General features: G+C 53.4%; 18 protein-coding genes and 4 pseudogenes. 6 read left to right on the top strand and 16 right to left on the bottom strand.

Annotated features, from left to right (window positions below; genetic code table 11):
* Window positions 1-401: 401 nt before the first annotated feature.
* The 5 genes and pseudogenes from AB182_RS00255 to AB182_RS00235 form a co-directional block, all read right to left on the bottom strand.
* Window positions 402-641, bottom strand: a complete 240-nt coding sequence (locus AB182_RS00255) for a hypothetical protein (protein WP_021519658.1) — start codon at window positions 639-641, stop codon at window positions 402-404.
* A gap of 42 nt (window positions 642-683) precedes the next feature.
* Entirely contained in the window at window positions 684-944 is a 261-nt protein-coding gene (locus AB182_RS32455; protein WP_002399803.1) for a hypothetical protein, read from the bottom strand.
* Window positions 945-1,208: pseudogene (ssb, locus tag AB182_RS00245) on the bottom strand (single-stranded DNA-binding protein); the annotation flags it as partial.
* 137 nt (window positions 1,209-1,345) lie between these two features.
* A complete protein-coding gene (locus tag AB182_RS00240; protein WP_000027057.1) occupies window positions 1,346-2,206 on the bottom strand; it encodes a broad-spectrum class A beta-lactamase TEM-1 in 861 nt (286 codons plus the stop codon).
* Between the two features lie 182 nt (window positions 2,207-2,388).
* Window positions 2,389-2,946, bottom strand: coding sequence for a recombinase family protein (locus AB182_RS00235; RefSeq protein ID WP_001217881.1), 558 nt, complete (start codon window positions 2,944-2,946; stop codon window positions 2,389-2,391).
* A 162-nt stretch (window positions 2,947-3,108) separates the two neighbouring features.
* On the opposite strand from AB182_RS00235, the pseudogene AB182_RS00230 reads away from it, so the two are divergent.
* Window positions 3,109-4,008 (top strand): annotated as a pseudogene (locus tag AB182_RS00230) (DUF4158 domain-containing protein); the annotation flags it as partial.
* A 51-nt stretch (window positions 4,009-4,059) separates the two neighbouring features.
* Here the strand turns inward: AB182_RS00230 and tnpR are convergent.
* A complete protein-coding gene (gene tnpR, locus AB182_RS00225; RefSeq protein WP_004152391.1) occupies window positions 4,060-5,775 on the bottom strand; it encodes a Tn3-like element Tn4401 family resolvase TnpR in 1,716 nt (571 codons plus the stop codon).
* A 109-nt stretch (window positions 5,776-5,884) separates the two neighbouring features.
* Between tnpR and tnpA the strand changes: the two genes are divergently transcribed.
* From tnpA to AB182_RS00200, 4 genes are all read left to right on the top strand, one after another.
* The gene (tnpA, locus tag AB182_RS00220; RefSeq protein ID WP_004152392.1) at window positions 5,885-8,914 is read left to right on the top strand and encodes a Tn3-like element Tn4401 family transposase; all 3,030 of its coding nucleotides are present in this window, start codon (window positions 5,885-5,887) and stop codon (window positions 8,912-8,914) included.
* Between the two features lie 106 nt (window positions 8,915-9,020).
* Window positions 9,021-10,046, top strand: coding sequence for an IS21 family transposase (gene istA / locus AB182_RS00215; RefSeq protein ID WP_004199214.1), 1,026 nt, complete (start codon window positions 9,021-9,023; stop codon window positions 10,044-10,046).
* A complete protein-coding gene (gene istB / locus AB182_RS00210) occupies window positions 10,043-10,822 on the top strand; it encodes an IS21-like element ISKpn7 family helper ATPase IstB (protein ID WP_004152394.1) in 780 nt (259 codons plus the stop codon). Before istA ends, istB begins: the two co-directional genes overlap by 4 nt.
* A 386-nt stretch (window positions 10,823-11,208) precedes the next feature.
* A complete protein-coding gene (locus AB182_RS00200) occupies window positions 11,209-12,090 on the top strand; it encodes a carbapenem-hydrolyzing class A beta-lactamase KPC-2 (RefSeq protein WP_004199234.1) in 882 nt (293 codons plus the stop codon).
* A gap of 249 nt (window positions 12,091-12,339) precedes the next feature.
* Here AB182_RS00200 and AB182_RS00195 read toward each other — a convergent pair whose 3' ends face one another.
* Window positions 12,340-13,659: an IS1182-like element ISKpn6 family transposase gene (locus AB182_RS00195; RefSeq protein WP_004152397.1), complete on the bottom strand. Its 1,320-nt coding sequence runs from the start codon at window positions 13,657-13,659 to the stop codon at window positions 12,340-12,342.
* Between the two features lie 354 nt (window positions 13,660-14,013).
* Here AB182_RS00195 and AB182_RS00190 point away from each other — a divergent pair.
* Window positions 14,014-16,092, top strand: a pseudogene (locus tag AB182_RS00190) (Tn3-like element Tn3 family transposase); the annotation flags it as partial.
* 66 nt (window positions 16,093-16,158) lie between these two features.
* On the opposite strand, the pseudogene ssb1 reads toward AB182_RS00190, so the two are convergent.
* From ssb1 to AB182_RS00145, 9 genes and pseudogenes are all read right to left on the bottom strand, one after another.
* Window positions 16,159-16,371, bottom strand: a pseudogene (gene ssb1 / locus AB182_RS00185) (single-stranded DNA-binding protein SSB1); the annotation flags it as partial.
* A 41-nt stretch (window positions 16,372-16,412) separates the two neighbouring features.
* On the bottom strand, window positions 16,413-16,763 hold the full coding sequence (locus AB182_RS00180; protein ID WP_043053774.1) for a TrbM/KikA/MpfK family conjugal transfer protein: 351 nt from the start codon (window positions 16,761-16,763) through the stop codon (window positions 16,413-16,415).
* Window positions 16,764-17,450, bottom strand: a complete 687-nt coding sequence (locus tag AB182_RS00175) for a lytic transglycosylase domain-containing protein (RefSeq protein ID WP_032420226.1) — start codon at window positions 17,448-17,450, stop codon at window positions 16,764-16,766.
* Window positions 17,447-17,638 (bottom strand): membrane lipoprotein lipid attachment site-containing protein, encoded by a 192-nt coding sequence (locus AB182_RS00170; protein WP_002396882.1) that lies wholly within the window; start codon window positions 17,636-17,638, stop codon window positions 17,447-17,449. The genes AB182_RS00175 and AB182_RS00170 overlap by 4 nt, the downstream gene beginning before the upstream one ends.
* A 5-nt stretch (window positions 17,639-17,643) precedes the next feature.
* Window positions 17,644-18,180: a hypothetical protein gene (locus AB182_RS32450; protein ID WP_002353202.1), complete on the bottom strand. Its 537-nt coding sequence runs from the start codon at window positions 18,178-18,180 to the stop codon at window positions 17,644-17,646.
* Entirely contained in the window at window positions 18,161-19,537 is a 1,377-nt protein-coding gene (locus AB182_RS00160) for a TrbI/VirB10 family protein (protein ID WP_020316837.1), read from the bottom strand. Before AB182_RS00160 ends, AB182_RS32450 begins: the two co-directional genes overlap by 20 nt.
* Before the next feature lie 2 nt (window positions 19,538-19,539).
* Window positions 19,540-20,373, bottom strand: coding sequence for a TrbG/VirB9 family P-type conjugative transfer protein (locus AB182_RS00155; RefSeq protein ID WP_032420230.1), 834 nt, complete (start codon window positions 20,371-20,373; stop codon window positions 19,540-19,542).
* Between the two features lie 4 nt (window positions 20,374-20,377).
* On the bottom strand, window positions 20,378-21,103 hold the full coding sequence (locus AB182_RS00150) for a VirB8/TrbF family protein (protein WP_020316826.1): 726 nt from the start codon (window positions 21,101-21,103) through the stop codon (window positions 20,378-20,380).
* A 10-nt stretch (window positions 21,104-21,113) separates the two neighbouring features.
* Window positions 21,114-22,088 carry a type IV secretion system protein gene (locus AB182_RS00145; RefSeq protein WP_020316822.1) on the bottom strand — a complete coding sequence of 325 codons (975 nt, stop codon included), beginning with the start codon at window positions 22,086-22,088 and terminating at the stop codon, window positions 21,114-21,116.
* Window positions 22,089-22,122: the final 34 nt, after the last annotated feature.

The raw sequence follows: 22,122 nt of genomic DNA, 5'->3' as shown, positions 1-22,122 counted from the left end.
TTATGGCGAACAGGGGTTGCTTTGAGGAATACATAGGTTATAATCCTTCTTAGGTTTCGTACCTAGCCCTGATTATCTTTACCCGTCGCCAAACTGGAAGATAATCGGGGCTTTGTTTTTTGGGCTTTTCAACCCTTCCTTCACCACCTTTTGGCGTGGTCTACCTGAAATTCTTTACGTCTTGCAAACTTAGCGATGAAATCTATCACTACCAGCACCTTTCTACAAGGTCGAGGTTCGGTAAGCAGAACGGACTAATCATAACTAAATTATTTACATTGATCCAGAATGAAGATCCAAAAACGATCCCGGATCACTTTACCGACAATCCTGTTACGTTCTACAGGCTCCCTGTGGAACGTAGCGAGATTCAACAACCAAAGGGCGTTAGCTTCATTGCTCTATTCAAATAACGCGAGCTGGGCAGCTTTAAAGCGCTCTATTTTACCTTTGTACTCATCACGCTCTTTCTCGGCCTTGTACAAGGCTGCTTTCAATCGGGCGATCTCATTACAGTGTTGCTCGTAGGCCATCAGTGATTTGAGTAACGTCTGTGAAGCGCGTTTTTCCTGCAACAACACGCCTACGGCCTCCAGTGCATCTTCATGTTCCGGCTGTGGCCTGACTGTTAATGTCCCCATACATACCCCTCAAATGGCTAAACATTGAGGCCAGTCTTGCTTTCACGCCGGAATGCTATCATTTTGAATGGCGCCGGCGAGCTGGCCAACACAAAAATGATAGCAGATATTTTTGGCCAGCTGATCACCTTTTACTATTTTTGCTATCATTTTTTGTTTGGCCGGTCGCTTCCGGATTGAAAAAGTGATAGCAAAAATCCGCAGCTCGATGCGCTGCAGAAAGATAAAGTGATAGCAAACAGGGAAGGGGTAGCCCTTCCCGTTCTTCTGGTTTACTGCGACAGCAGCCTGAATCCCAAGCATTCAGAACGGTATATCATCTTCAAACGGTGGCGGTTCATTTCCTGCTGCTGGCGCAGCTCCGGTACTCTGTGGTTGTGGTTGGTTCTTGTTATCAGGTTGAGCAGCGTTTTGTGGCCGCCCGCCTAACATCTGCATAGTGCCACCGACATTCACAACAACTTCTGTGGTGTATTTCTCCACGCCAGCTTGATCAGTCCATTTACGTGTTCTGAGCTGGCCTTCAATGTACACCTGAGAACCTTTACGGAGATATTGGGGTCTGACGCTCAGTGGAACGAAAACTCACGTTAAGGGATTTTGGTCATGAGATTATCAAAAAGGATCTTCACCTAGATCCTTTTAAATTAAAAATGAAGTTTTAAATCAATCTAAAGTATATATGAGTAAACTTGGTCTGACAGTTACCAATGCTTAATCAGTGAGGCACCTATCTCAGCGATCTGTCTATTTCGTTCATCCATAGTTGCCTGACTCCCCGTCGTGTAGATAACTACGATACGGGAGGGCTTACCATCTGGCCCCAGTGCTGCAATGATACCGCGAGACCCACGCTCACCGGCTCCAGATTTATCAGCAATAAACCAGCCAGCCGGAAGGGCCGAGCGCAGAAGTGGTCCTGCAACTTTATCCGCCTCCATCCAGTCTATTAATTGTTGCCGGGAAGCTAGAGTAAGTAGTTCGCCAGTTAATAGTTTGCGCAACGTTGTTGCCATTGCTGCAGGCATCGTGGTGTCACGCTCGTCGTTTGGTATGGCTTCATTCAGCTCCGGTTCCCAACGATCAAGGCGAGTTACATGATCCCCCATGTTGTGCAAAAAAGCGGTTAGCTCCTTCGGTCCTCCGATCGTTGTCAGAAGTAAGTTGGCAGCAGTGTTATCACTCATGGTTATGGCAGCACTGCATAATTCTCTTACTGTCATGCCATCCGTAAGATGCTTTTCTGTGACTGGTGAGTACTCAACCAAGTCATTCTGAGAATAGTGTATGCGGCGACCGAGTTGCTCTTGCCCGGCGTCAACACGGGATAATACCGCACCACATAGCAGAACTTTAAAAGTGCTCATCATTGGAAAACGTTCTTCGGGGCGAAAACTCTCAAGGATCTTACCGCTGTTGAGATCCAGTTCGATGTAACCCACTCGTGCACCCAACTGATCTTCAGCATCTTTTACTTTCACCAGCGTTTCTGGGTGAGCAAAAACAGGAAGGCAAAATGCCGCAAAAAAGGGAATAAGGGCGACACGAAAATGTTGAATACTCATACTCTTCCTTTTTCAATATTATTGAAGCATTTACCAGGGTTATTGTCTCATGAGCGGATACATATTTGAATGTATTTAGAAAAATAAACAAATAGGGGTTCCGCGCACATTTCCCCGAAAAGTGCCACCTGACGTCTAAGAAACCATTATTATCATGACATTAACCTATAAAAATAGGCGTATCACGAGGCCCTTTCGTCTTCAAGAATTTTATAAACCGTGGAGCGGGCAATACTGAGCTGATGAGCAATTTCCGTTGCACCAGTGCCCTTCTGATGAAGCGTCAGCACGACGTTCCTGTCCACGGTACGCCTGCGGCCAAATTTGATTCCTTTCAGCTTTGCTTCCTGTCGGCCCTCATTCGTGCGTTCTAGGATCCTCCGGCGTTCAGCCTGTGCCACAGCCGACAGGATGGTGACCACCATTTGCCCCATATCACCGTCGGTACTGATCCCGTCATCAATGAACCGGACTGCCACGCCCTGAGCGTCAAATTCCTTTATCAGTTGGATCATATCGGCAGTGTCGCGGCCAAGACGGTCGAGCTTCTTAACCAGAATGACATCACCTTCCTCCACCTTCATCCTCAGCAAATCCAGCCCTTCCCGATCTGTTGAACTGCCGGATGCCTTGTCGGTAAAGATGCGGTTAGCTTTTACCCCTGCATCTTTGAGCGCTCTGATCTGAATATCGAGGGACTGCTGGCTGGTTGAGACCCGCGCATAACCAAAAATTCGCATAAAATGTACCTTAAATCGAATATCAGACACGATGTGTCTATTATGCCAAAATGACGATTTAATGGACACTCAAACGAAGCCGTTTTACTATGTCTGATAATTTATAACATTTCGTACGGTTGGAAAAATGTTACTAAATGCCCGTCAGGCAGGGAGGCCGATATGCCCGTTGACTTTCTGACCACTGAGCAGACTGAAAGCTATGGCAGATTCACCGGTGAACCGGATGAGCTTCAGCTGGCACGATATTTTCACCTTGATGAAGCAGACAAGGAATTTATCGGAAAAAGCAGAGGTGATCACAACCGTCTGGGCATTGCCCTGCAAATTGGATGTGTCCGTTTTCTGGGCACCTTCCTCACCGATATGAATCATATTCCTTCCGGCGTCCGGCATTTTACCGCCAGACAGCTCGGGATTCGTGATATCACCGTTCTTGCAGAATACGGTCAGAGGGAAAATACCCGCCGTGAGCATGCAGCGCTGATACGTCAGCACTATCAGTATCGTGAATTTGCCTGGCCCTGGACATTTCGCCTTACCCGTCTTTTATATACCCGGAGCTGGATAAGCAACGAACGTCCTGGCCTGCTTTTCGATCTGGCGACAGGGTGGCTTATGCAACATCGTATTATTCTCCCCGGAGCCACTACGCTGACCCGGTTGATTTCAGAGGTAAGGGAAAAGGCGACGTTGCGCCTGTGGAACAAACTGGCACTGATACCGTCAGCCGAACAGCGTTCACAGCTGGAGATGCTGCTGGGGCCAACTGATTGCAGCCGCCTGTCTTTACTGGAATCACTGAAAAAGGGCCCTGTGACCATCAGTGGTCCGGCGTTTAATGAAGCAATTGAACGCTGGAAAACTCTGAACGATTTTGGCCTGCATGCTGAAAACCTGAGTACACTCCCGGCTGTGCGCCTGAAAAATCTCGCACGTTATGCTGGTATGACTTCGGTGTTCAATATTGCCAGGATGTCACCGCAGAAAAGGATGGCGGTTCTGGTTGCCTTTGTCCTTGCATGGGAAACGCTGGCGCTGGATGATGCATTGGACGTTCTGGGGTTCTAAGCGGGAATCCCAGAAAATTCCGTCATTCCGTATGATGAAAATTCAGTCGACTCCTCGCTTGACGTGACGAGCGCCAAAAGCCTGCCGCATCTGCCTGGCGCGCTCGAGCTCATCGCCATGCAAATACATCGACGTCGTGGCGATCGACGCATGGCGTAGGTTGTCGCGCACCGCGGTGAGCTGAGCTCCCCGGGCCAACGCATGGCTGGCATGACTGTGACGCATCCAATGAGGCGTGGCACGGCGCAGCTTTTCGGCGGCGACCGGATGATCGGCCTCAATGGCCTCAGCGGCTTGCGTAAAGAATCTTCGCAACACGCACCAAAGGTGAGGGCCGGTGATGCCGGCATTACCGTCTTCCCCAAGACTGCCCACCAGGGGCGTTTTCGGATTCCACCGTTCCCGGCTGACTGGCAGTTGACGCTGTGCCAAGTATTGGTCCAGCGCCGTATACGCGAGCGGCGGCAAGGCCACCTTACCTGGTTTGCCACCTTTGCCAACCAAATGCAGCCAGTGGTCACCGTGCTCGTCGAGGCGGACATTACCCAGGACGGCGCCGACCAGTTCGCTAGCGCGCAGGCCCGTGGCATAGCCGAAGTCGAGCATGAAGCGCAGGCGTTGTGCTGCCGGCTCGGACCAGCCGTAGGACCATTCCAGGCCGTCTGCAATGGCGCGCAGCAGTAGCCATTCTCCCTCGGTAAAGCCTCGCGCCGTATCCAGTGCGGGCCGCAAGGCGTGACCGCGTACCTTGACGCCGGCGAAAGGGTTGGCCAGCACATAGCGCTGCTCGATGAGCCACCGGAACAGCGCCGAGAGCACCGTCAGCGCATACGCTGCCGAGCGTGCGGACAAGCCGCCCGAGAAGGGGCGCCATTCCACCGAATCGCGTGGTCGAGGTGGCCCCACCCAACGCTCGCGCGGGGTCGGGTGCCGGACAAAGGCCCGGTACGCGATTGCATCGTCCGTGGTCAGGGATGATAGCGCCCGTCCGCGTTCGACGATGGCCCACAGGATTAGCCGCGCAGCCTCCTTGCGATAGGCGCGCTGTGTGGCGACAGTCTCGTGCAGCGCCAGCCAGGCCTGCACGGCCTCGTAGTCGTTGGTCGCATTCAGCGTGCAAGCGTTGCGCGGGGCCCGGAAATTGCCCTGCGAGCCGTCGACTTCGTTCGGCAGACGCAACTGCTCCCACGGCACGATGCCGCTGGGCTGAATAATCGGGATCAGGGCCCGGGCGCGCTCGGTGAGCTGCGGATGTGCGGCAAAGAAAGCCTCGACCTGCCGGGCGCCTGTCATGCCGAGTCCCTCGATGGCTTTCCACCAGCCACGCCGGCGGGGAATGCGCACGGTCAGCGCCGAGAGGGTGTGGATACCGTACGCCTGCAGTGCCCTGACGGTCCTCGGAGACAGCCACTGGTCGATGCTGTCGCTGATCTGGGGCTTCGGCGCCGGCAGCGTGGGCAAGAGCCGGATCGCGCGTTCGACGGCACCCGCGCGCCCCTGTCGCTCTTCGGGGGCGTGCTGGAACACGTCGGCCAGATCCGGCCGGTGGCGGCTGTTGGCGAAAACGATGAGCTGGCGGCGGATATGCCCCAGCATCCCTCGCGCTGATTGACCGGCGGCCTTGCGTGCCGCCAGGTAGTGTTCAACGGCCGCGCGAGAGCTGAGTCCCGCGTACCAGCCGCGCAAGGCAGCCAGCGAATCCGCATCGGGAAAGCCGACTGGGGTAGAACTCGAAGCCGTAGTCTGGCCCGTTTTCATATGGACAGGTTGCGATTCGAAAAGCGAGTAACGCGATAATAACGATTATTTCAGTAGAATCGAAAATGCCCCATGTTTCTACGAAACCTCAAGATAGCAAGAACGGGCCATGAGCAAGAAGAACAAGCTACTCAGCGTCCTATCCGACGCCGAACAGGAGGCCTTGTATGGCCTGCCGGAGTTCGATGATGCGCAGCAGCTGGAATATCTGGCTGTGACAGAAACCGAGTTGGCGCTTGCCAACAGCCGGCCCAGTCTTCATGCCAAGGTCTATTGCCTCTTGCAGATCGGCTACTTCAAGGCCAAGCATGCCTTCTTCAGTTTCGACTGGGACGAAGTCGAGGACGATTGCGCTTTCGTGCTGAGCCGCTATTTCCACGGCGAGGTGTTCGAACCCAAGGCGATCACCAAGCATGAACGCTACACCCAGCGCGAGCAGATCGCCAAACTATTCGGCTACTGGCCGTGGTCGGCCGCCTTCCTGCCGCAGCTCGAGCAGCAGGCCGCACGGACCGTGCGGCGTGACGTAACGCCGGGGTTCGTCGCCGCCGAGCTGATCGTCTGGCTCAATGAGCACAAGATTATCCGGCCCGGCTATACGACCTTGCAAGAGTTGGTCAGCGAAACGCTATCCGCCGAGCGCCGGCGCCTGGGCAATCTGCTGGAGCAAGCGTTGGACGAATCTGCCAAGGCCGCGCTGAGCCAGCTTCTGGTCCGTGATGACACCCTGTCGCAACTGGCGGCGCTCAAGCAGGACGCCAAGAATTTCGGCTGGCGCCAGATGGTCCGCGAGCGCGAAAAGCGCGCCACGCTGGAGCCGCTGCACGCAATCGCCAAGACACTGCTGCCTAAACTCGACGTCTCGCAGCAGAACCTGCTGTACTACGCGAGCCTGGCAAACTTCTACACCGTCCACGACCTGCGCAATCTGAAGGCCGATCAGACCCAACTCTACCTGCTGTGCTATGCCTGGGTACGCTACCGGCAGCTCTCCGACAACCTGGTCGATGCGATGGCGTACCACATGAAGCAGTTGGAGGACGAAAGCAGCGCTGGTGCCAAACAATCCTTTGCCGACGAGCAGGTGCGCCGTCAGCAGGAAACGCCGCGGGTAGGCCGCCTGCTGTCACTCTACGTTGATGATAGCGTGGCCGATCCCACGCCCTTCGGCGAGGTGCGGCAGCGCGCCTACAAGATCATGCCTCGCGATACGCTGCAAACCACGGCGCAGCGTATGAGCGTGAAGCCGGCGAGCAAGCTGGCCTTGCAGTGGCAGGCGGTGGACGGGCTGGCCGACCGCATGCGCCGCCATCTTCGTCCACTGTACGTTGCGCTCGACCTCTCCGGCTCCAATCCAGACAGTCCATGGCTTGCCGCGCTGGCCTGGGCCAAAGGTGTTTTTGCCAAGCAGCAGCGGCTGTCGCAACGGCCACTCGACGAGTGGCCCGCGGCGACACTTCCGAAACGCTTGCGGCCGTACCTGCTGACCTTCGACGCCGACGGTAAACCAACCGGCCTGCACGCTGACCGCTACGAGTTCTGGCTGTACCGCCAGATCAGGAAGCGTCTCCAATCGGGTGAACTCTACCTCGACGACAGCCTGCAACACCGGCACTTCTCAGATGAACTGGTTGAGATGGACAGGAAGATCGATGTGCTCGCAAAAATGGAGATCCCCTTCCTGCAGCAACCCGTCCATGCCCAACTCGATGCGCTGACTGCCGAACTGCGCACGCAGTGGCTGGCGTTCAACCGCGAGCTGAAACAGGGCAAGCTGACGCACCTCGAATACAACAAGGACACGCAGAAACTGACCTGGCGCAAGCCCAAGAGCGAGAATGAGAAAGCGCGCGAAAAGGCATTCTACGAGAAGCTTCCGTTCTGCGACGTGGCCGACGTGTTTCGCTTCGTCAACGACGAGTGCAAGTTTCTGTCGGCGTTCACGCCCATGCAGCCGCGCTACGCGAAGAAGGTCGCCGACGCTGACAGCCTGATGGCGGTCATCATCGCGCAAGCGATGAACCACGGCAACCACGTCATGGCGCGCACCAGCGACATCCCGTACCACGTGCTGGATAGCGGCTACCAGCAGTACCTGCGCCAGGCAACGCTGCACGCGGCCAACGACTGCATCAGCAACGCCATCGCCACGCTACCGATCTTCCCATACTACTCGTTCGACCTCGAAACGCTGTACGGTGCCGTCGACGGGCAGAAATTCAGCGTCGAACGGCCGACCGTGAAGGCGCGCTATTCGCGCAAGTACTTCGGGCGCGGCAAGGGCGTGGTCGCCTACACGCTGCTGTGCAACCACATCCCGCTCAACGGCTACCTGATCGGCGCGCACGACTACGAGGCCCACCACGTGTTCGACATCTGGTATCGCAACACGTCGGACATCATGCCGACCGCGATCACCGGCGACATGCACAGCGTCAACAAGGCCAACTTCGCCATCCTGCATTGGTTTGGCCGGCGGTTCGAGCCGCGCTTCACCGACCTCAACGCGCAATTGAAAGAACTCTACTGCGCTGACGATCCAGCACAGTATCAGGCGTGCCTGATTCGGCCAGTCGGGAAAATCGACTGCGATCTCATCCATCGCGAGAAGCCGAACATCGACCGGATCGTCGCCACACTCGGGCTGAAGGAAATGACGCAGGGCACGCTGATCCGCAAGCTGTGCACCTACACCACGACGAACCCGACGCGGCGCGCGATCTTCGAGTTCGACAAGCTCATCCGCAGCATCTACACGCTTCGCTACCTGCGCGATCCGCAACTGGAACGCAACGTGCACCGCTCGCAAAATCGCCTCGAGTCCTACCATCAGCTACGCTCGGCCATTGCCCAGGTCGGCGGTAAGAAGGAACTGACCGGTCGCACCGACATTGAAATCGAGATCAGCAACCAGTGCGCACGGCTGATCGCCAACACGATCATTTTCTACAACTCGGCAATCTTGTCGCGGCTGGTGACCAAGTACGAGGCGGCCGGCAACAGCAAGGCGCTGGCACTCATCACAAAAATTTCGCCTGCGGCATGGCGGCACATCCTGCTCAACGGGCACTACACCTTTCAAAGCAGCGGCAAGACGATCGATCTCGATGCGATCGTCGCAGGCCTGGAACTGGAGTGACGGAATTTTCAGCGGTTCCGTGTTAGCAGCAGTGTAAAACTGACCCACCCCAGCGAAGTAAAACTGATCCACCTGGGCTAGTTTGGCGGCCTTTTCGAGGCCGTCGATGTTGACCCAGGAGCAAACCGTGGAAATCAGAGTTCTTGCCCGACAGGGCCACTCCATCCGGCACATCGCCCGCACGTTGGGGGTCTCGCGCAATACCGTGCGCCGCTACCTCCGCGATCCGTCGGTAGCGCGATACCAGCCCCGTGAACCACGCCCCACCAAACTGGGGCCATTTGAATCTTATCTGCGGCAACGGGTCGAGCAGGCCCACCCCATCTGGCTGCCTGCCACCGTCCTGAATCGGGAAATCCGCGCTCAAGGGTATGGCGGCGGTCTCTCGTTATTGCGCGCCTTCCTCGCCACGCTCAAGCCCGCCCGCCGCGAAGCAGGTCCGGCCGTCCGTTTCGAGACCGAGCCCGGACGGCAGTTGCAGGCTGATTTCGTGGTCTTGCGCCGGGCCAGATCCCCCATGTCGGCCTTCGTCGCCACGCTGGGATACAGCCGCATGACGTTTGTCACCTTCGTACCGGACGAATCCTTCGAGTCCGTGCGGGACTCCCTGTTGCTGGCTTTTGACTATCTGGGCGGTGTGCCCCGCGAGGTGTTGTTCGACAACATGAAGACCGTGGTGCTGGAACGCGATGCCTACGGTGACGGCAAGCACCGTTTTCACCCCGGCTTGCTTCAACTGGCCGATGACCTGGGGTTCCGGATCCGGCTGTGTCGCCCGTATCGGGCCCAGACCAAAGGCAAGGTCGAGCGCTTCAATCGCTACTTCCGCGAGAGCTTCTACAACCCGTTGCTGACCCGGATGAAGGGCACGGGGCTGCTGCTCGATTGTGCTGCTGCCAACCGACGCGTCCGTGACTGGTTGGCAGACGAGGCGAATGTGCGGGTCCACGCCACCCTGAACGAGCGCCCCATCGACCGTTGGCGGCAGGAGCGGGAACACCTGCAACCCTTGCCATCCCGTGTGCGGCGCGACGAGGCCCCCCTGCTGGATAACAGTCTCCGCCCGGTACCACTGGAATCTCTCCAGCACCCACTGTCTGTCTATGACGCAATTGGGGAGGCCTGCCGATGAACCTCCAGCATGAGCGGATCGACGCCCTGTGCCAGCAACTCAAACTCGAACGGGTGGCAACGCATTACCCCGTCCTGGCGCAGCAGGCGGTGCGCGAGGACTTCAGCTTCACCGACTTCCTGGAACACCTGTTGCGGCATGAAGCGGGGTGTCGCCAGCAGCGCAGCCGCGAACTGCTGACGCGGATGGCTTGCTTCCCGGGCATCAAGACCCTGGAGGACTATGACTTCAGCTTCAACCCCGGCGTGCCCAAGGCACTGGTGCAGGAGCTGGGCAGTCTGGCGTTTGTCGAACGGGCCGAGAACGTGGTGCTGATCGGACCCTCTGGCATCGGCAAGACCCACCTCGCCATCGCCTTGGGTTACAAGGCCGCGCAAGCCGGGGTCAAGACACGCTTCATCACGGCAGCCGACCTGATGCTGCAACTGAGCACGGCGCAGCGACAAGGGCGGCTGAAGGAATACTTCAACCGCGCCATCCTCGGTCCACGGCTGCTGGTGATCGATGAGATCGGCTACCTGCCTTTCGGACGCGAGGAAGCGAACCTGTTCTTTCAGGTGGTGGCGAAGCGCTATGAGAAAGGGGCGATGATCCTGACCTCGAACCTGCCGTTCAGCCAGTGGGCCGACGCGTTTGCCGGCGATACCACCCTGACAGCCGCGATGCTGGATCGGCTGCTGCACCATGCCCATATCCTGACCCTGAGCGGCGAAAGCTACCGCTTGAAGGACAAGAGGAAGGCGGGAGTGGTCAGGAAAAATTCCAAACCCGAATGATCCAGGTGGGTCAGTATTACTTTGGTGATTCAGGGGTAAAGTGGGTCAGTTTTCAGTTGGTGTTGACACCGGCGTACCCTCGGTGCTATCTTCGCGCCCCAATAGTCGGGGCTTGGCCAGGACTTCCTGAGGCCGTCCGTAACGTGGATGCCGAGGTCAGGCGAGGTGGCCGACCCATGAACGCCGACCTGATTCGTTTTTCAATAGCGCTGGACGTTGTGGTGCCAGGGACTTACCAACCCGATGTGTGCCCATCCGGGGCAGTTACAGCCGTTACAGCCTCTGGAGAGGGAGCGGCTTGCCGCTCGGTGATAATCCCAGCTGTAGCGGCCTGATTACATCCGGCCGCTACACCTAGCTCCACCTTCAAACAAGGAATATCGTTGATGTCACTGTATCGCCGTCTAGTTCTGCTGTCTTGTCTCTCATGGCCGCTGGCTGGCTTTTCTGCCACCGCGCTGACCAACCTCGTCGCGGAACCATTCGCTAAACTCGAACAGGACTTTGGCGGCTCCATCGGTGTGTACGCGATGGATACCGGCTCAGGCGCAACTGTAAGTTACCGCGCTGAGGAGCGCTTCCCACTGTGCAGCTCATTCAAGGGCTTTCTTGCTGCCGCTGTGCTGGCTCGCAGCCAGCAGCAGGCCGGCTTGCTGGACACACCCATCCGTTACGGCAAAAATGCGCTGGTTCCGTGGTCACCCATCTCGGAAAAATATCTGACAACAGGCATGACGGTGGCGGAGCTGTCCGCGGCCGCCGTGCAATACAGTGATAACGCCGCCGCCAATTTGTTGCTGAAGGAGTTGGGCGGCCCGGCCGGGCTGACGGCCTTCATGCGCTCTATCGGCGATACCACGTTCCGTCTGGACCGCTGGGAGCTGGAGCTGAACTCCGCCATCCCAGGCGATGCGCGCGATACCTCATCGCCGCGCGCCGTGACGGAAAGCTTACAAAAACTGACACTGGGCTCTGCACTGGCTGCGCCGCAGCGGCAGCAGTTTGTTGATTGGCTAAAGGGAAACACGACCGGCAACCACCGCATCCGCGCGGCGGTGCCGGCAGACTGGGCAGTCGGAGACAAAACCGGAACCTGCGGAGTGTATGGCACGGCAAATGACTATGCCGTCGTCTGGCCCACTGGGCGCGCACCTATTGTGTTGGCCGTCTACACCCGGGCGCCTAACAAGGATGACAAGCACAGCGAGGCCGTCATCGCCGCTGCGGCTAGACTCGCGCTCGAGGGATTGGGCGTCAACGGGCAGTAAGGCTCTGAAAATCATCTATTGGCCCACCACCGCCGCCCTTGCGGGCGGCATGGATTACCAACCACTGTCACATTTAGGCTAGGAGTCTGCGCGGCAGAGCCGTGTGACCGGTTTTCTGTAGAGCACTGACGATGGCGGCGGCGCTCTCTGCAATTGGCAAGGCGTCGGCGCCAAGGATACCAATCTTGCGGCGCGCGGCGTGTTATGACGACTGGGGTGCATTTGAGCCGCCCCATTTAACCTTCGCCCTCACAGATACGCCATTCGCCTCAGATTTAGCGCCATGCAGACGAGCTTCCACTCGGCTTGCACCTTGTCCAGGCCCCTCATGCTGAACTGACGCAATCCCATCACCGCCTTGATCCAACCATTCGGAGCCTCCACGATCGACTTGCGCCGGCGGTAAGCTGCATCGCCTTGCTCCGTTTTCAATTTCGCCGCAATCGCCGCCGTATGCGGATGGGTCTTGGCATTGACCTTGGCATCTTCACGTCCCTCGCGGCCGAGGGCAACGATGACATCGCCGTGGTGATCGGCGACCTTTGCCAGAACAGCCTCACTACGGAATCCCGCATCCGCCAGCGTCTGGGCCGGCATTTCTCCGGTGTTGGCCTGAACTGCTGCCAGCATGCCCAGCAGCGCCTGACTGTCCGCGGCGCAGTTGGTCAACTCCGCCGCCACGATGATCTGGTGCTCGGCATCGACCGCTGTGTACCCGTTGTAGCTCTGCTCGGAGCCACCACCGGCGTGTTTCATGATCCGGCTGTCCGGATCGGTGAAGCTTTCCTGATCACGGTCATCCGGCACACCAAACTCGCGTTTGTACGAGCCACCGCCCTTGTCCGAGCCATCCGGATGGCGAGGCCGGCGGCCATCGTCTTCGCTGCGCCCCCGGGCCTGGTCCGCTTCACGCTGGCGCGCTTCCAGGCGCGCCTTTGCCGCCTGGATCGCCTCCAGGCGCTTCTCGCGGCGAGAAATCTCGGCAGGAATGTCCAGCTCCGGCTCGTTACGCTCCTGGTCGTCGGTAGCCTTGGCGCGATCAAGCAGCGCCTTGATCTCGCAATGCAATTCGTCCTCGGCCGGCTTCATGCGCTTATAGCTCATCGCCTTGTGGCGGCTGGCGTTGGCTTTTACCTTGGTGCCGTCGACCGCGATCGTGCCAAGCTTCACCAGCCCACATTCGCGCGCCAGTTGCACCACCTGAACGAACAAATTCTCAAGCTCGGTCAGGTGTAGGGCACGGAAGTCACTCAGCGTGCGGTGGGCCGGGAAGTTTCCAGCGGCCAGCACACGCAACGCGACATCCTCGTACAGCTTCCTGGCTAGTTTGCGCGAAGAGAAGACGCCGCTCGCGTAACCATAGATCAGCACTTTGACCATCATCGCCGGATGAAACGGCTGATTGCCCGGACCACCGCCGGCATACCGGGCGTGGAATGCGCTCAAGTCCAGCGTATCGACAGTCTCGCTGATGAAGTAGGCAAGATGCCCTTCAGGTAGCCACTCTCCCAGAGAAGGGGGCAGCAGATAGGATTGGTCGGGTCGGTAAGGAAGGTAACTGGCAGCCATCCCCGTATCGTCCTCGATCTTCCGCCGATTTGGCTTCTGCCGCGCAGGCTCCTAGGCCACCGTAGCTAAACATACGAGAAAAACCGCTTCTTGAGCGCTCTCTGAGACCACCTTGCCGACAACGCAGAAACGGTTGCGGAAAAATCGGCGTTTCCGGCGTACGCCACCCGACCTGGACGAACTATTGCGGACCTGGAACTGGAGTAGCGGAATTCCCCGGGGTTTCAGCGTCGCGCCACAGCGCCTCAGATAGATGCGGTAGCCTTTGGCGGGTCGTCATGCCGCGGACCACCCCCCCAAAAAATTCCACAATGCGGAATGGCGGAATTTTCTGGGGTTCCCGCTTACCCCCCCGTTCTGGACGCCATGCTGGCCGTTATCATCCGTGACGCCAGAAAGATTGGGCAGAAAAAACGGCTCCGCTCGCTGAAGGATCTGGATAAATCTGCATTGGCGCTCGCCAGCGCATGTTCGTACCTGCTGAAAGAAGAAACACCGGACGAATCGATTCGTGCTGAGGTGTTCAGCTACATCCCAAGGCAAAAGCTGGCTGAAATCATCACGCTTGTCCGTGAAATTGCCCGGCCCTCAGACGATAATTTTCATGAAGAAATGGTGGAGCAGTACGGGCGCGTTCGTCGTTTCCTGCCCCATCTGCTGAATACCGTTAAATTTTCATCCGCACCTGCCGGGGTTACCACTCTGAATGCCTGTGACTACCTCAGCCGGGAGTTCAGCTCACGGCGGCAGTTTTTTGACGACGCACCAACGGAAATTATCAGTCGGTCATGGAAACGGCTGGTGATTAACAAGGAAAAACATATCACCCGCAGGGGATACACGCTCTGCTTTCTCAGTAAACTGCAGGATAGTCTGAGGCGGAGGGATGTCTACGTTACCGGCAGTAACCGGTGGGGAGATCCTCGTGCAAGATTACTACAGGGTGCTGACTGGCAGGCAAACCGGATTAAGGTTTATCGTTCTTTGGGGCACCCGACAGACCCGCAGGAAGCAATAAAATCTCTGGGTCATCAGCTTGATAGTCGTTACAGACAGGTTGCTGCACGTCTTTGCGAAAATGAGGCTGTCGAACTCGATGTTTCTGGCCCGAAGCCCCGGTTGACAATTTCTCCCCTCGCCAGTCTTGATGAGCCGGACAGTCTGAAACGACTGAGCAAAATGATCAGTGATCTACTCCCTCCGGTGGATTTAACGGAGTTGCTGCTCGAAATTAACGCCCATACCGGATTTGCTGATGAGTTTTTCCATGCTAGTGAAGCCAGTGCCAGAGTTGATGATCTGCCCGTCAGCATCAGCGCCGTGCTGATGGCTGAAGCCTGCAATATCGGTCTGGAACCACTGATCAGATCAAATGTTCCTGCACTGACCCGACACCGGCTGAACTGGACAAAAGCGAACTATCTGCGGGCTGAAACTATCACCAGCGCTAATGCCAGACTGGTTGATTTTCAGGCAACGCAGCCACTGGCACAGATATGGGGTGGAGGAGAAGTGGCATCTGCAGATGGAATGCGCTTTGTTACGCCAGTCAGAACAATCAATGCCGGACCGAACCGCAAATACTTTGGTAATAACAGAGGGATCACCTGGTACAACTTTGTGTCCGATCAGTATTCCGGCTTTCATGGCATCGTTATACCGGGGACGCTGAGGGACTCTATCTTTGTGCTGGAAGGTCTTCTGGAACAGGAGACCGGGCTGAATCCAACCGAAATTATGACCGATACAGCAGGTGCCAGCGAACTTGTCTTTGGCCTTTTCTGGCTGCTGGGATACCAGTTTTCTCCACGCCTGGCTGATGCCGGTGCTTCGGTTTTCTGGCGAATGGACCATGATGCCGACTATGGCGTGCTGAATGATATTGCCAGAGGGCAATCAGATCCCCGAAAAATAGTCCTTCAGTGGGACGAAATGATCCGGACCGCTGGCTCCCTGAAGCTGGGCAAAGTACAGGTTTCAGTGCTGGTCCGTTCATTGCTGAAAAGTGAACGTCCTTCCGGACTGACTCAGGCAATCATTGAAGTGGGGCGCATCAACAAAACGCTGTATCTGCTTAATTATATTGATGATGAAGATTACCGCCGGCGCATTCTGACCCAGCTTAATCGGGGAGAAAGTCGCCATGCCGTTGCCAGAGCCATCTGTCACGGTCAAAAAGGTGAGATAAGAAAACGATATACCGACGGTCAGGAAGATCAACTGGGCACACTGGGGCTGGTCACTAACGCCGTCGTGTTATGGAACACTATTTATATGCAGGCAGCCCTGGATCATCTCCGGGCGCAGGGTGAAACACTGAATGATGAAGATATCGCACGCCTCTCCCCGCTTTGCCACGGACATATCAATATGCTCGGCCATTATTCCTTCACGCTGGCAGAACTGGTGACCAAAGGACATCTGAGACCATTAAAAGAGGCGTCAGAGGCAGAAAACGTTGCTTAACGTGAGTTTTCGTTCCACTGAGCGTCAGACCCCATATTCACCGGCGACCTCGGCCAGCTTCCCGAATAATACTACGCGATGCCATTCAGTCTGCTCTTTCATCTCACCAGTTTGTTTGTCACGCCAGCTTTCTGACGTGGCTAACGTGATATTGGCAACTGCGCCGCCGTTCGGCATATAACGCACTTCAGGATCTTGGCCTAAATTGCCGACCAGAATTACTTTATTAACACCTCTTGAAGCCATGATAATCACCTTTTTTGTATGAAGCCTATTTCATTACGATCCTACCAGCGAATACGCCCATACTTGCTCATGATTTTATCAATAACATCAGCAGTAGCCGCAGGACACCCATTCAGGAACGACTTACGGGCATTAAAAGTACGACTTGGATTAAATGCCCCATGTTTTTTCTTTATAATGCTGAAAAATTTCCGTTCAGCACCACTGCATTCACTACTACTGTTACCTGTAGCCTTACCATACATACATAAAACCACTGTACATGGATCACTATTATTTACAGGTTCAGAAACAACATCACCCAAATCAACATCATCATAATTTTCATCGGCATAAGCCGCTTGTAACGGCAAGAAAATACAAAGTAACGCACTGATAATTAACTTTTTCATTTAACCCCCAAGCATCCCCATGATGCGTTTAACATAGTCTTGAGTTTCTTTATATGGTGGTACATCACCATATTTATCTACTGCTTTTTCCCCGGCATTGTACGCAGCAAGAGCCAAGCGTAAATCGCCATATTTATTTAATAAATGTGAAAGAAAACCCATTCCAGTTTTTATATTTTGCTCTGGGTCAAAAGGATCAATACCCTTTGAATCCGTATGAACAGGCATTAATTGCATCAGCCCTTTAGCACCTGCCTTGCTTATAGCGTTAGGATTGAATGATGATTCTTGCTGTATCAATGCCTTTATTAATTCCTCACTGATATTATATTTTTCAGCGTACCGTGTAATTATCTCGGCTATATCTGCCGGAATGTCACGGCGAACACCATTAATTACAGGATGAGATACAACCGCTTTAATTTCTTTTACGACTTCTTTCTGAATAGTCGCCAGTTGATCAAGAGAACGTGTTTTACCCCATGATGATTGCATCGCTTGTGTCCACTGAGCTGATGCGCGGGGTTCATCGCCATATCTCTCACTGTTGTAGCTTACCGGCACAACTGATTGTGCCGGTTCTGCCGAATCGCCATAAAGCGAAGCGTATAATAACTCCGCGTCACTGGCGGCCAGAGTCTGACCGCATACAGCAAATAGCATCATCAAAAGGGTACGTTTTTTCATGGAGCAATACCTGGAGCTGTGACGTTCTGACGTTGCGGCTCGTTGCCAAGCCCTTCTGGAACCGTCAGATCGCGATAAATTACGTGCCGTTCTGATAATTCGAATAGCTGGCCGCTTCCTCCCTTCATCGTCGTGGAACACCCTGATATCAGCGCAACTGTAGTTAAAATAAGAATAATTTTTTTCATGGCTATTACCTGTTGTTCTGGAATGAAACGAGGTGGTGAGCATGATCAACTACAACGTAGTTATCGAGGCCAACCAGAAGTTGCAGCGCATCTAAAACCGGCATTGTGCGGTGAACATACGCAATCGGCGGAATAGGCTTATCAACCAGCAATGCCGCCTCTCTCGGAGCTGGATAGCTTGTAACGAGGCGATACCCCGTAGGCTCAAGCAAATAATCAATAGCCTGACGTACCGTTTTTACATCCTCCGGCCAGACAGTACGCATATATACAGTCAGTGGATCGACAAACTGGTAACGCGGGTCTTTGGCGTTAGCTGGTATCGAGCCACCATTAGTAAATGACCCGTTCACATTAACGTCATAGCCATACATTGGGCGGCTTGAGGTCGTAGACACTTCCGTAACAGTGTAAGGTTTTACCGCTGATGAGCCGCTCGTCGTTGTGCTGCTGCCAGAAAATGGATTACGCGCGGCTTGTGTGACCAGTGGAAGCGCCAGTAAGCAAAGTACGGCAGCGGTTTTAATTGACATAGTTTTCATAGAGAACTTTCCACGGTTTAATAAACATTTCATCTTCGGTAATGATGCGAATTGGCGCACCGGCATGAAGCGTTACAGTAGGTACAATTTGCAGATATTTTTGAGCGATACCGGATGCCTGATTACGCGCCCCTTCGCCAAAATTACCGGCGAAACTCTCGTTACCATCACCGGAACCTTCATAGCTGGTTTTAGTGCCAACCAATGCATACGCAGCAACACCCATTATTTGAGCGACAAGATGGCGATCCACCTCATCACCCTCAACTGCCGGGGTTCCCATGCGATCAAGAACGCTGGCCTTACGAAAATCAATTCGGTTTCCATCTGGCAGAACTAACCATTGAACGGTAAAAGCAAGGCGGTTCTGGATAACTTCATTAACCCCGGATGCGCGGATTGCTTTAATGGTTAACTGGCTACCCTTAGGAGCCAAAATATAGGAGTTAGTAGCGTCATAAACATCATGCGTAATCATTGCTTTCATTGTTCCACCGGTATAATCAGAAATAGCGGTGTACGTCGTAATAGCGTTAATTTCAGCGCCAACCGGTAATTTCTCTTTACCTTCGACACTGGCCTGATATTCATTGTCTGCCGGATAACCAACTACCCCGCTCGGAACTTTGGATGCAGTGCTGCTACCGCCAAAATCACCGCCGCCGCCAACTGCCTCCCCTGCAATCTTCTGTTGTGCAGCCAGATCAGCTTTCGCTGCGGCAAGCCCCTGAGCGCCAGTATCAACACCCTGAGCCTCTATCATGGATATACGGCTTTGTAAGGCGCTGCGTTGCTGGTCTAATTCAGCAATTCGCTGGGCATTATTATTTTTCCCGCCAGAAAGAGAGGATGTGCTGCTTGTCCCCATAGAACTGGCAGGACGAGAGATAGCTTCACCGGAGTCGGCATATCGTGTCTGCCTTGCTTTAAGCGCACGTTCAACTTCCTGCGCCTTAAAGCGGGCTTCTACATCGCCAATTAAATCTTTCTTGCGATCGCCTGTACCGGTACTACCTTCTCCAGTAGCACCGCTGGCGCTTGCCGATGAAGTTTTAGGGAGCGATACATCAAACGGGCTTTTCTTGGGTTCTGAGGATTTATCTCCCTGTGCCAGAGACTTCTCACGATTATTAAGCAGCTTCTGAAAACGATCAGGATCGTTATCAGCAGCAGATTTTTGTTGCGCTGTTGGCTCTGCTTTCTTTACGTCTTCCTTCTTATTATGATTAACAATATTGTAAATCATATTAATAAAAAGAAATAAGGTAATAGTCCCGACAGCAACAATAAGATAAAGCTGACCTTTCTTTTTATAGGTCGCTGGCTTTTCATCAATGCGGGTTTGACGTTCTTCCATAATTAGGATTCCCCATTGGTGGCGTTATCAGCTCTTTTAATTTCCAGCTCAACACCATCTAATGTAAGAGTAAATTTAGGATAGATACCTGACATAGAATAAATAGCATAAGCATCATCGTATTTAGTCGGGACAATAGCTTTTTTCCCTCCAACCTCTGCCTGTACAGCCATTAATCCACGATTAGGGTTAGACAGTCTGATATACGTAAAGCGCCCGTCATCATAAACATCAGAAATGATATTTTTCCCTGCAAAGCCTGAGCCAGTGCTCCAGTTATAGCGAGTAAAAATGTGATAACGGTATTTACGTAAAGCATCCATTACAGCAGTACGCTTGCTGGATTCTGCATTCAGGCGCATTTCATTAAGTTGACTTCTTATTGCGCCAGCATCAGCCATACCCGCCGCAGAATAAGAGTTAATAGCGCTACGGTCAGTACGGCTCAATATGCCGCCGCTACCGCCTTTTATAACGACACATGCCATATTCTGAGAGGCGGGAACGCGAGTCGCTTCTATGTCCAGTGCCTGCCCGTTCGTGAGAAAGACGGTTGCCATTGTCTTTTCACCGCCATTTTCTGCCGATGTGGGACGGATCAGAACCTGATTTGCTGCCCCGTCAACATCCCAAAGAAGGTTAGAGTTCTTGGGTTCAGAGGTAACAATCTGCGTACCTTCTGGTAACTGGACACGTGTACCGAGGTACAAGGCTGAATTGACTTTCAGCACCATATTTTCTTTCCAGCTAACAATACGGCATTGTGCGGCTTCTGCGCTCGAATAGGCAAAAACAGCGGTAACAGCTAAAAGGGAAAATGTTTTTTTCAGTTTCATGTGATTACCTATCAAGTTCTTCTTGAGACAAAATAACGATGCCGAGCGGATTTATTTTTAACCAACCAACAGATTTCTCGCTGACCTGATCGCGAGACAATAAAGTCCATGTAATACGAATCATGTGAGGCTTAGGTTCGCCGTTAACTTTCCCTTCACTGTTATAAGTAGTTTCATCCCATGTAATCGTCGTTCTTATTACAGGTTTCTTCTGACCAGAGAAATCCCCCTCAATCTGATCGTAATGGTCAAGTCTGACATTAGACACATCAATCCGAGACTGAGCAGAAGGATTAGCCGCAATTTTTGTAGCTTTATCCGCAGCGTTAAACCCTGTTTTTTCAGTGAACTGATTAAATAACGTCTCACCCAAAAATACTCCGGCCTCTGCATAATCACGCTTAATAGTTTCCGCATGAACCTGAAAACGGGACTCTACATATTTTGACAGGCCAGAGTTTACCGTTCTGACATAAACCGGTTGCTCATCTTCGGGCTTAAATTCATCAATCGCCGTTGTGCCATCAGGGTACATTTTCACCCAAACGACTTCATGAGTTCGTTTAGATGCCTCAACAGCATTATTAGCTTTAACCACCGAGTAAATATTAATTAAAGCCAGCCCAAAAACAGCCGCTAATAAAATACTTCTATCCGAGCGCAGAACAGCAAATTTAGTTTTGCTAGCTACCCGATTACTCTTATCAACATCTTTTTTATCTAATGGCATAATTTATCACCTAAACGAGTGCTTTAACTGCTTGGACGGCCAGTTTCTTAGCTGTATTAGTAGCAGCGTTACTTGCTGAACCAACACCTGAACTCAACATTTTCGCAAAAGTGAAAGAGCTGAATATCATTACGCAAGAAATAAATCCGAATACGATGATTGCTATAAGCAATCCTAAGTTTTCATCAGTAACCACTAATGGGGCTGAAATATCATAATTACTATTAATCAGCGCTGTACCGGGGTTTTGAAAATCACCCGCAGCATTGATTGTCGCTTTCATCACCAACATGGTTAATAAGCAGGTTAGGCGCAAAATAATTCCGCAGATCCCCCAACCAATCATGAATCGAACCCAACCATCGAAAATGCTTCTCGTCCACGGTGCAATGAGGAAAGGAATAAAAAGCACACCAATCATTTGAGCCAGTCCAACACCTAACGTTACGTATACATCTGAAAGGTAGAAAGCTACTTGCAGGAACAGCGAAATTACCGCCCAAATGATAGTAATAGCCCACATATAGATAGTATCAGTGAAGCCAACATCAGGAGCCTGTACAGCTTGGTTAATAACCCTATCGATGAAGTTAGAAAGGAACATTCTGTCTCGGGAACCAATTGTCAGATACTGGAAGGTGTCAGCCATCTCGTTAAACGCATATTTAACGGTATCTGTAACCATGCCATATGATGTAATAAACGCCATAGTTACAAACCATAGAATGACGAGTGTCAGCATTGCTACCCAATCAGCACGGCCAGCGATGAACTTCAAAATTTCACCAACGGCGCAGACGAACATAAGAAATGTCGCCACCGCCATAACGAACACATAAATGTCACTACCCGAACTTGAAAGCACGGCATTTATATATTCATTAATATTTGCGTCTATTTTCTGAGTAAGCGCATTATCAATAGCAAACGCAGGAAATATAGCAAACATGCCAAACAGAAATATCAAAAGCCTGTTTTTAGACAAAGTAATCTCCTTACGGACTAACCGTAATAAAAAA

It is taken from the genome of Phytobacter ursingii, assembly GCF_001022135.1.
In the GTDB taxonomy this organism is placed as follows: domain Bacteria; phylum Pseudomonadota; class Gammaproteobacteria; order Enterobacterales; family Enterobacteriaceae; genus Phytobacter; species Phytobacter ursingii.
This window is presented reverse-complemented; position numbering and strand designations above follow the sequence as displayed.

Bases quoted from the DNA above. Each gene is read 5' to 3' on its own strand.
- AB182_RS00255 (WP_021519658.1), bottom strand. From the start codon at position 641: ATGGGGACATTAACAGTCAGGCCACAGCCGGAACATGAAGATGCACTG.
- AB182_RS32455 (WP_002399803.1), bottom strand. From the start codon at position 944: ATGCTTGGGATTCAGGCTGCTGTCGCAGTAAACCAGAAGAACGGGAAG.
- AB182_RS00240 (WP_000027057.1), bottom strand. From the start codon at position 2,206: ATGAGTATTCAACATTTTCGTGTCGCCCTTATTCCCTTTTTTGCGGCA.
- AB182_RS00235 (WP_001217881.1), bottom strand. From the start codon at position 2,946: ATGCGAATTTTTGGTTATGCGCGGGTCTCAACCAGCCAGCAGTCCCTC.
- tnpR (WP_004152391.1), bottom strand. From the start codon at position 5,775: ATGAAAACGGGCCAGACTACGGCTTCGAGTTCTACCCCAGTCGGCTTT.
- tnpA (WP_004152392.1), top strand. From the start codon at position 5,885: ATGAGCAAGAAGAACAAGCTACTCAGCGTCCTATCCGACGCCGAACAG.
- istA (WP_004199214.1), top strand. From the start codon at position 9,021: ATGTTGACCCAGGAGCAAACCGTGGAAATCAGAGTTCTTGCCCGACAG.
- istB (WP_004152394.1), top strand. From the start codon at position 10,043: ATGAACCTCCAGCATGAGCGGATCGACGCCCTGTGCCAGCAACTCAAA.
- AB182_RS00200 (WP_004199234.1), top strand. From the start codon at position 11,209: ATGTCACTGTATCGCCGTCTAGTTCTGCTGTCTTGTCTCTCATGGCCG.
- AB182_RS00195 (WP_004152397.1), bottom strand. From the start codon at position 13,659: ATGGCTGCCAGTTACCTTCCTTACCGACCCGACCAATCCTATCTGCTG.
- AB182_RS00180 (WP_043053774.1), bottom strand. From the start codon at position 16,763: ATGAAAAAGTTAATTATCAGTGCGTTACTTTGTATTTTCTTGCCGTTA.
- AB182_RS00175 (WP_032420226.1), bottom strand. From the start codon at position 17,450: ATGAAAAAACGTACCCTTTTGATGATGCTATTTGCTGTATGCGGTCAG.
- AB182_RS00170 (WP_002396882.1), bottom strand. From the start codon at position 17,638: ATGAAAAAAATTATTCTTATTTTAACTACAGTTGCGCTGATATCAGGG.
- AB182_RS32450 (WP_002353202.1), bottom strand. From the start codon at position 18,180: ATGAAAACTATGTCAATTAAAACCGCTGCCGTACTTTGCTTACTGGCG.
- AB182_RS00160 (WP_020316837.1), bottom strand. From the start codon at position 19,537: ATGGAAGAACGTCAAACCCGCATTGATGAAAAGCCAGCGACCTATAAA.
- AB182_RS00155 (WP_032420230.1), bottom strand. From the start codon at position 20,373: ATGAAACTGAAAAAAACATTTTCCCTTTTAGCTGTTACCGCTGTTTTT.
- AB182_RS00150 (WP_020316826.1), bottom strand. From the start codon at position 21,103: ATGCCATTAGATAAAAAAGATGTTGATAAGAGTAATCGGGTAGCTAGC.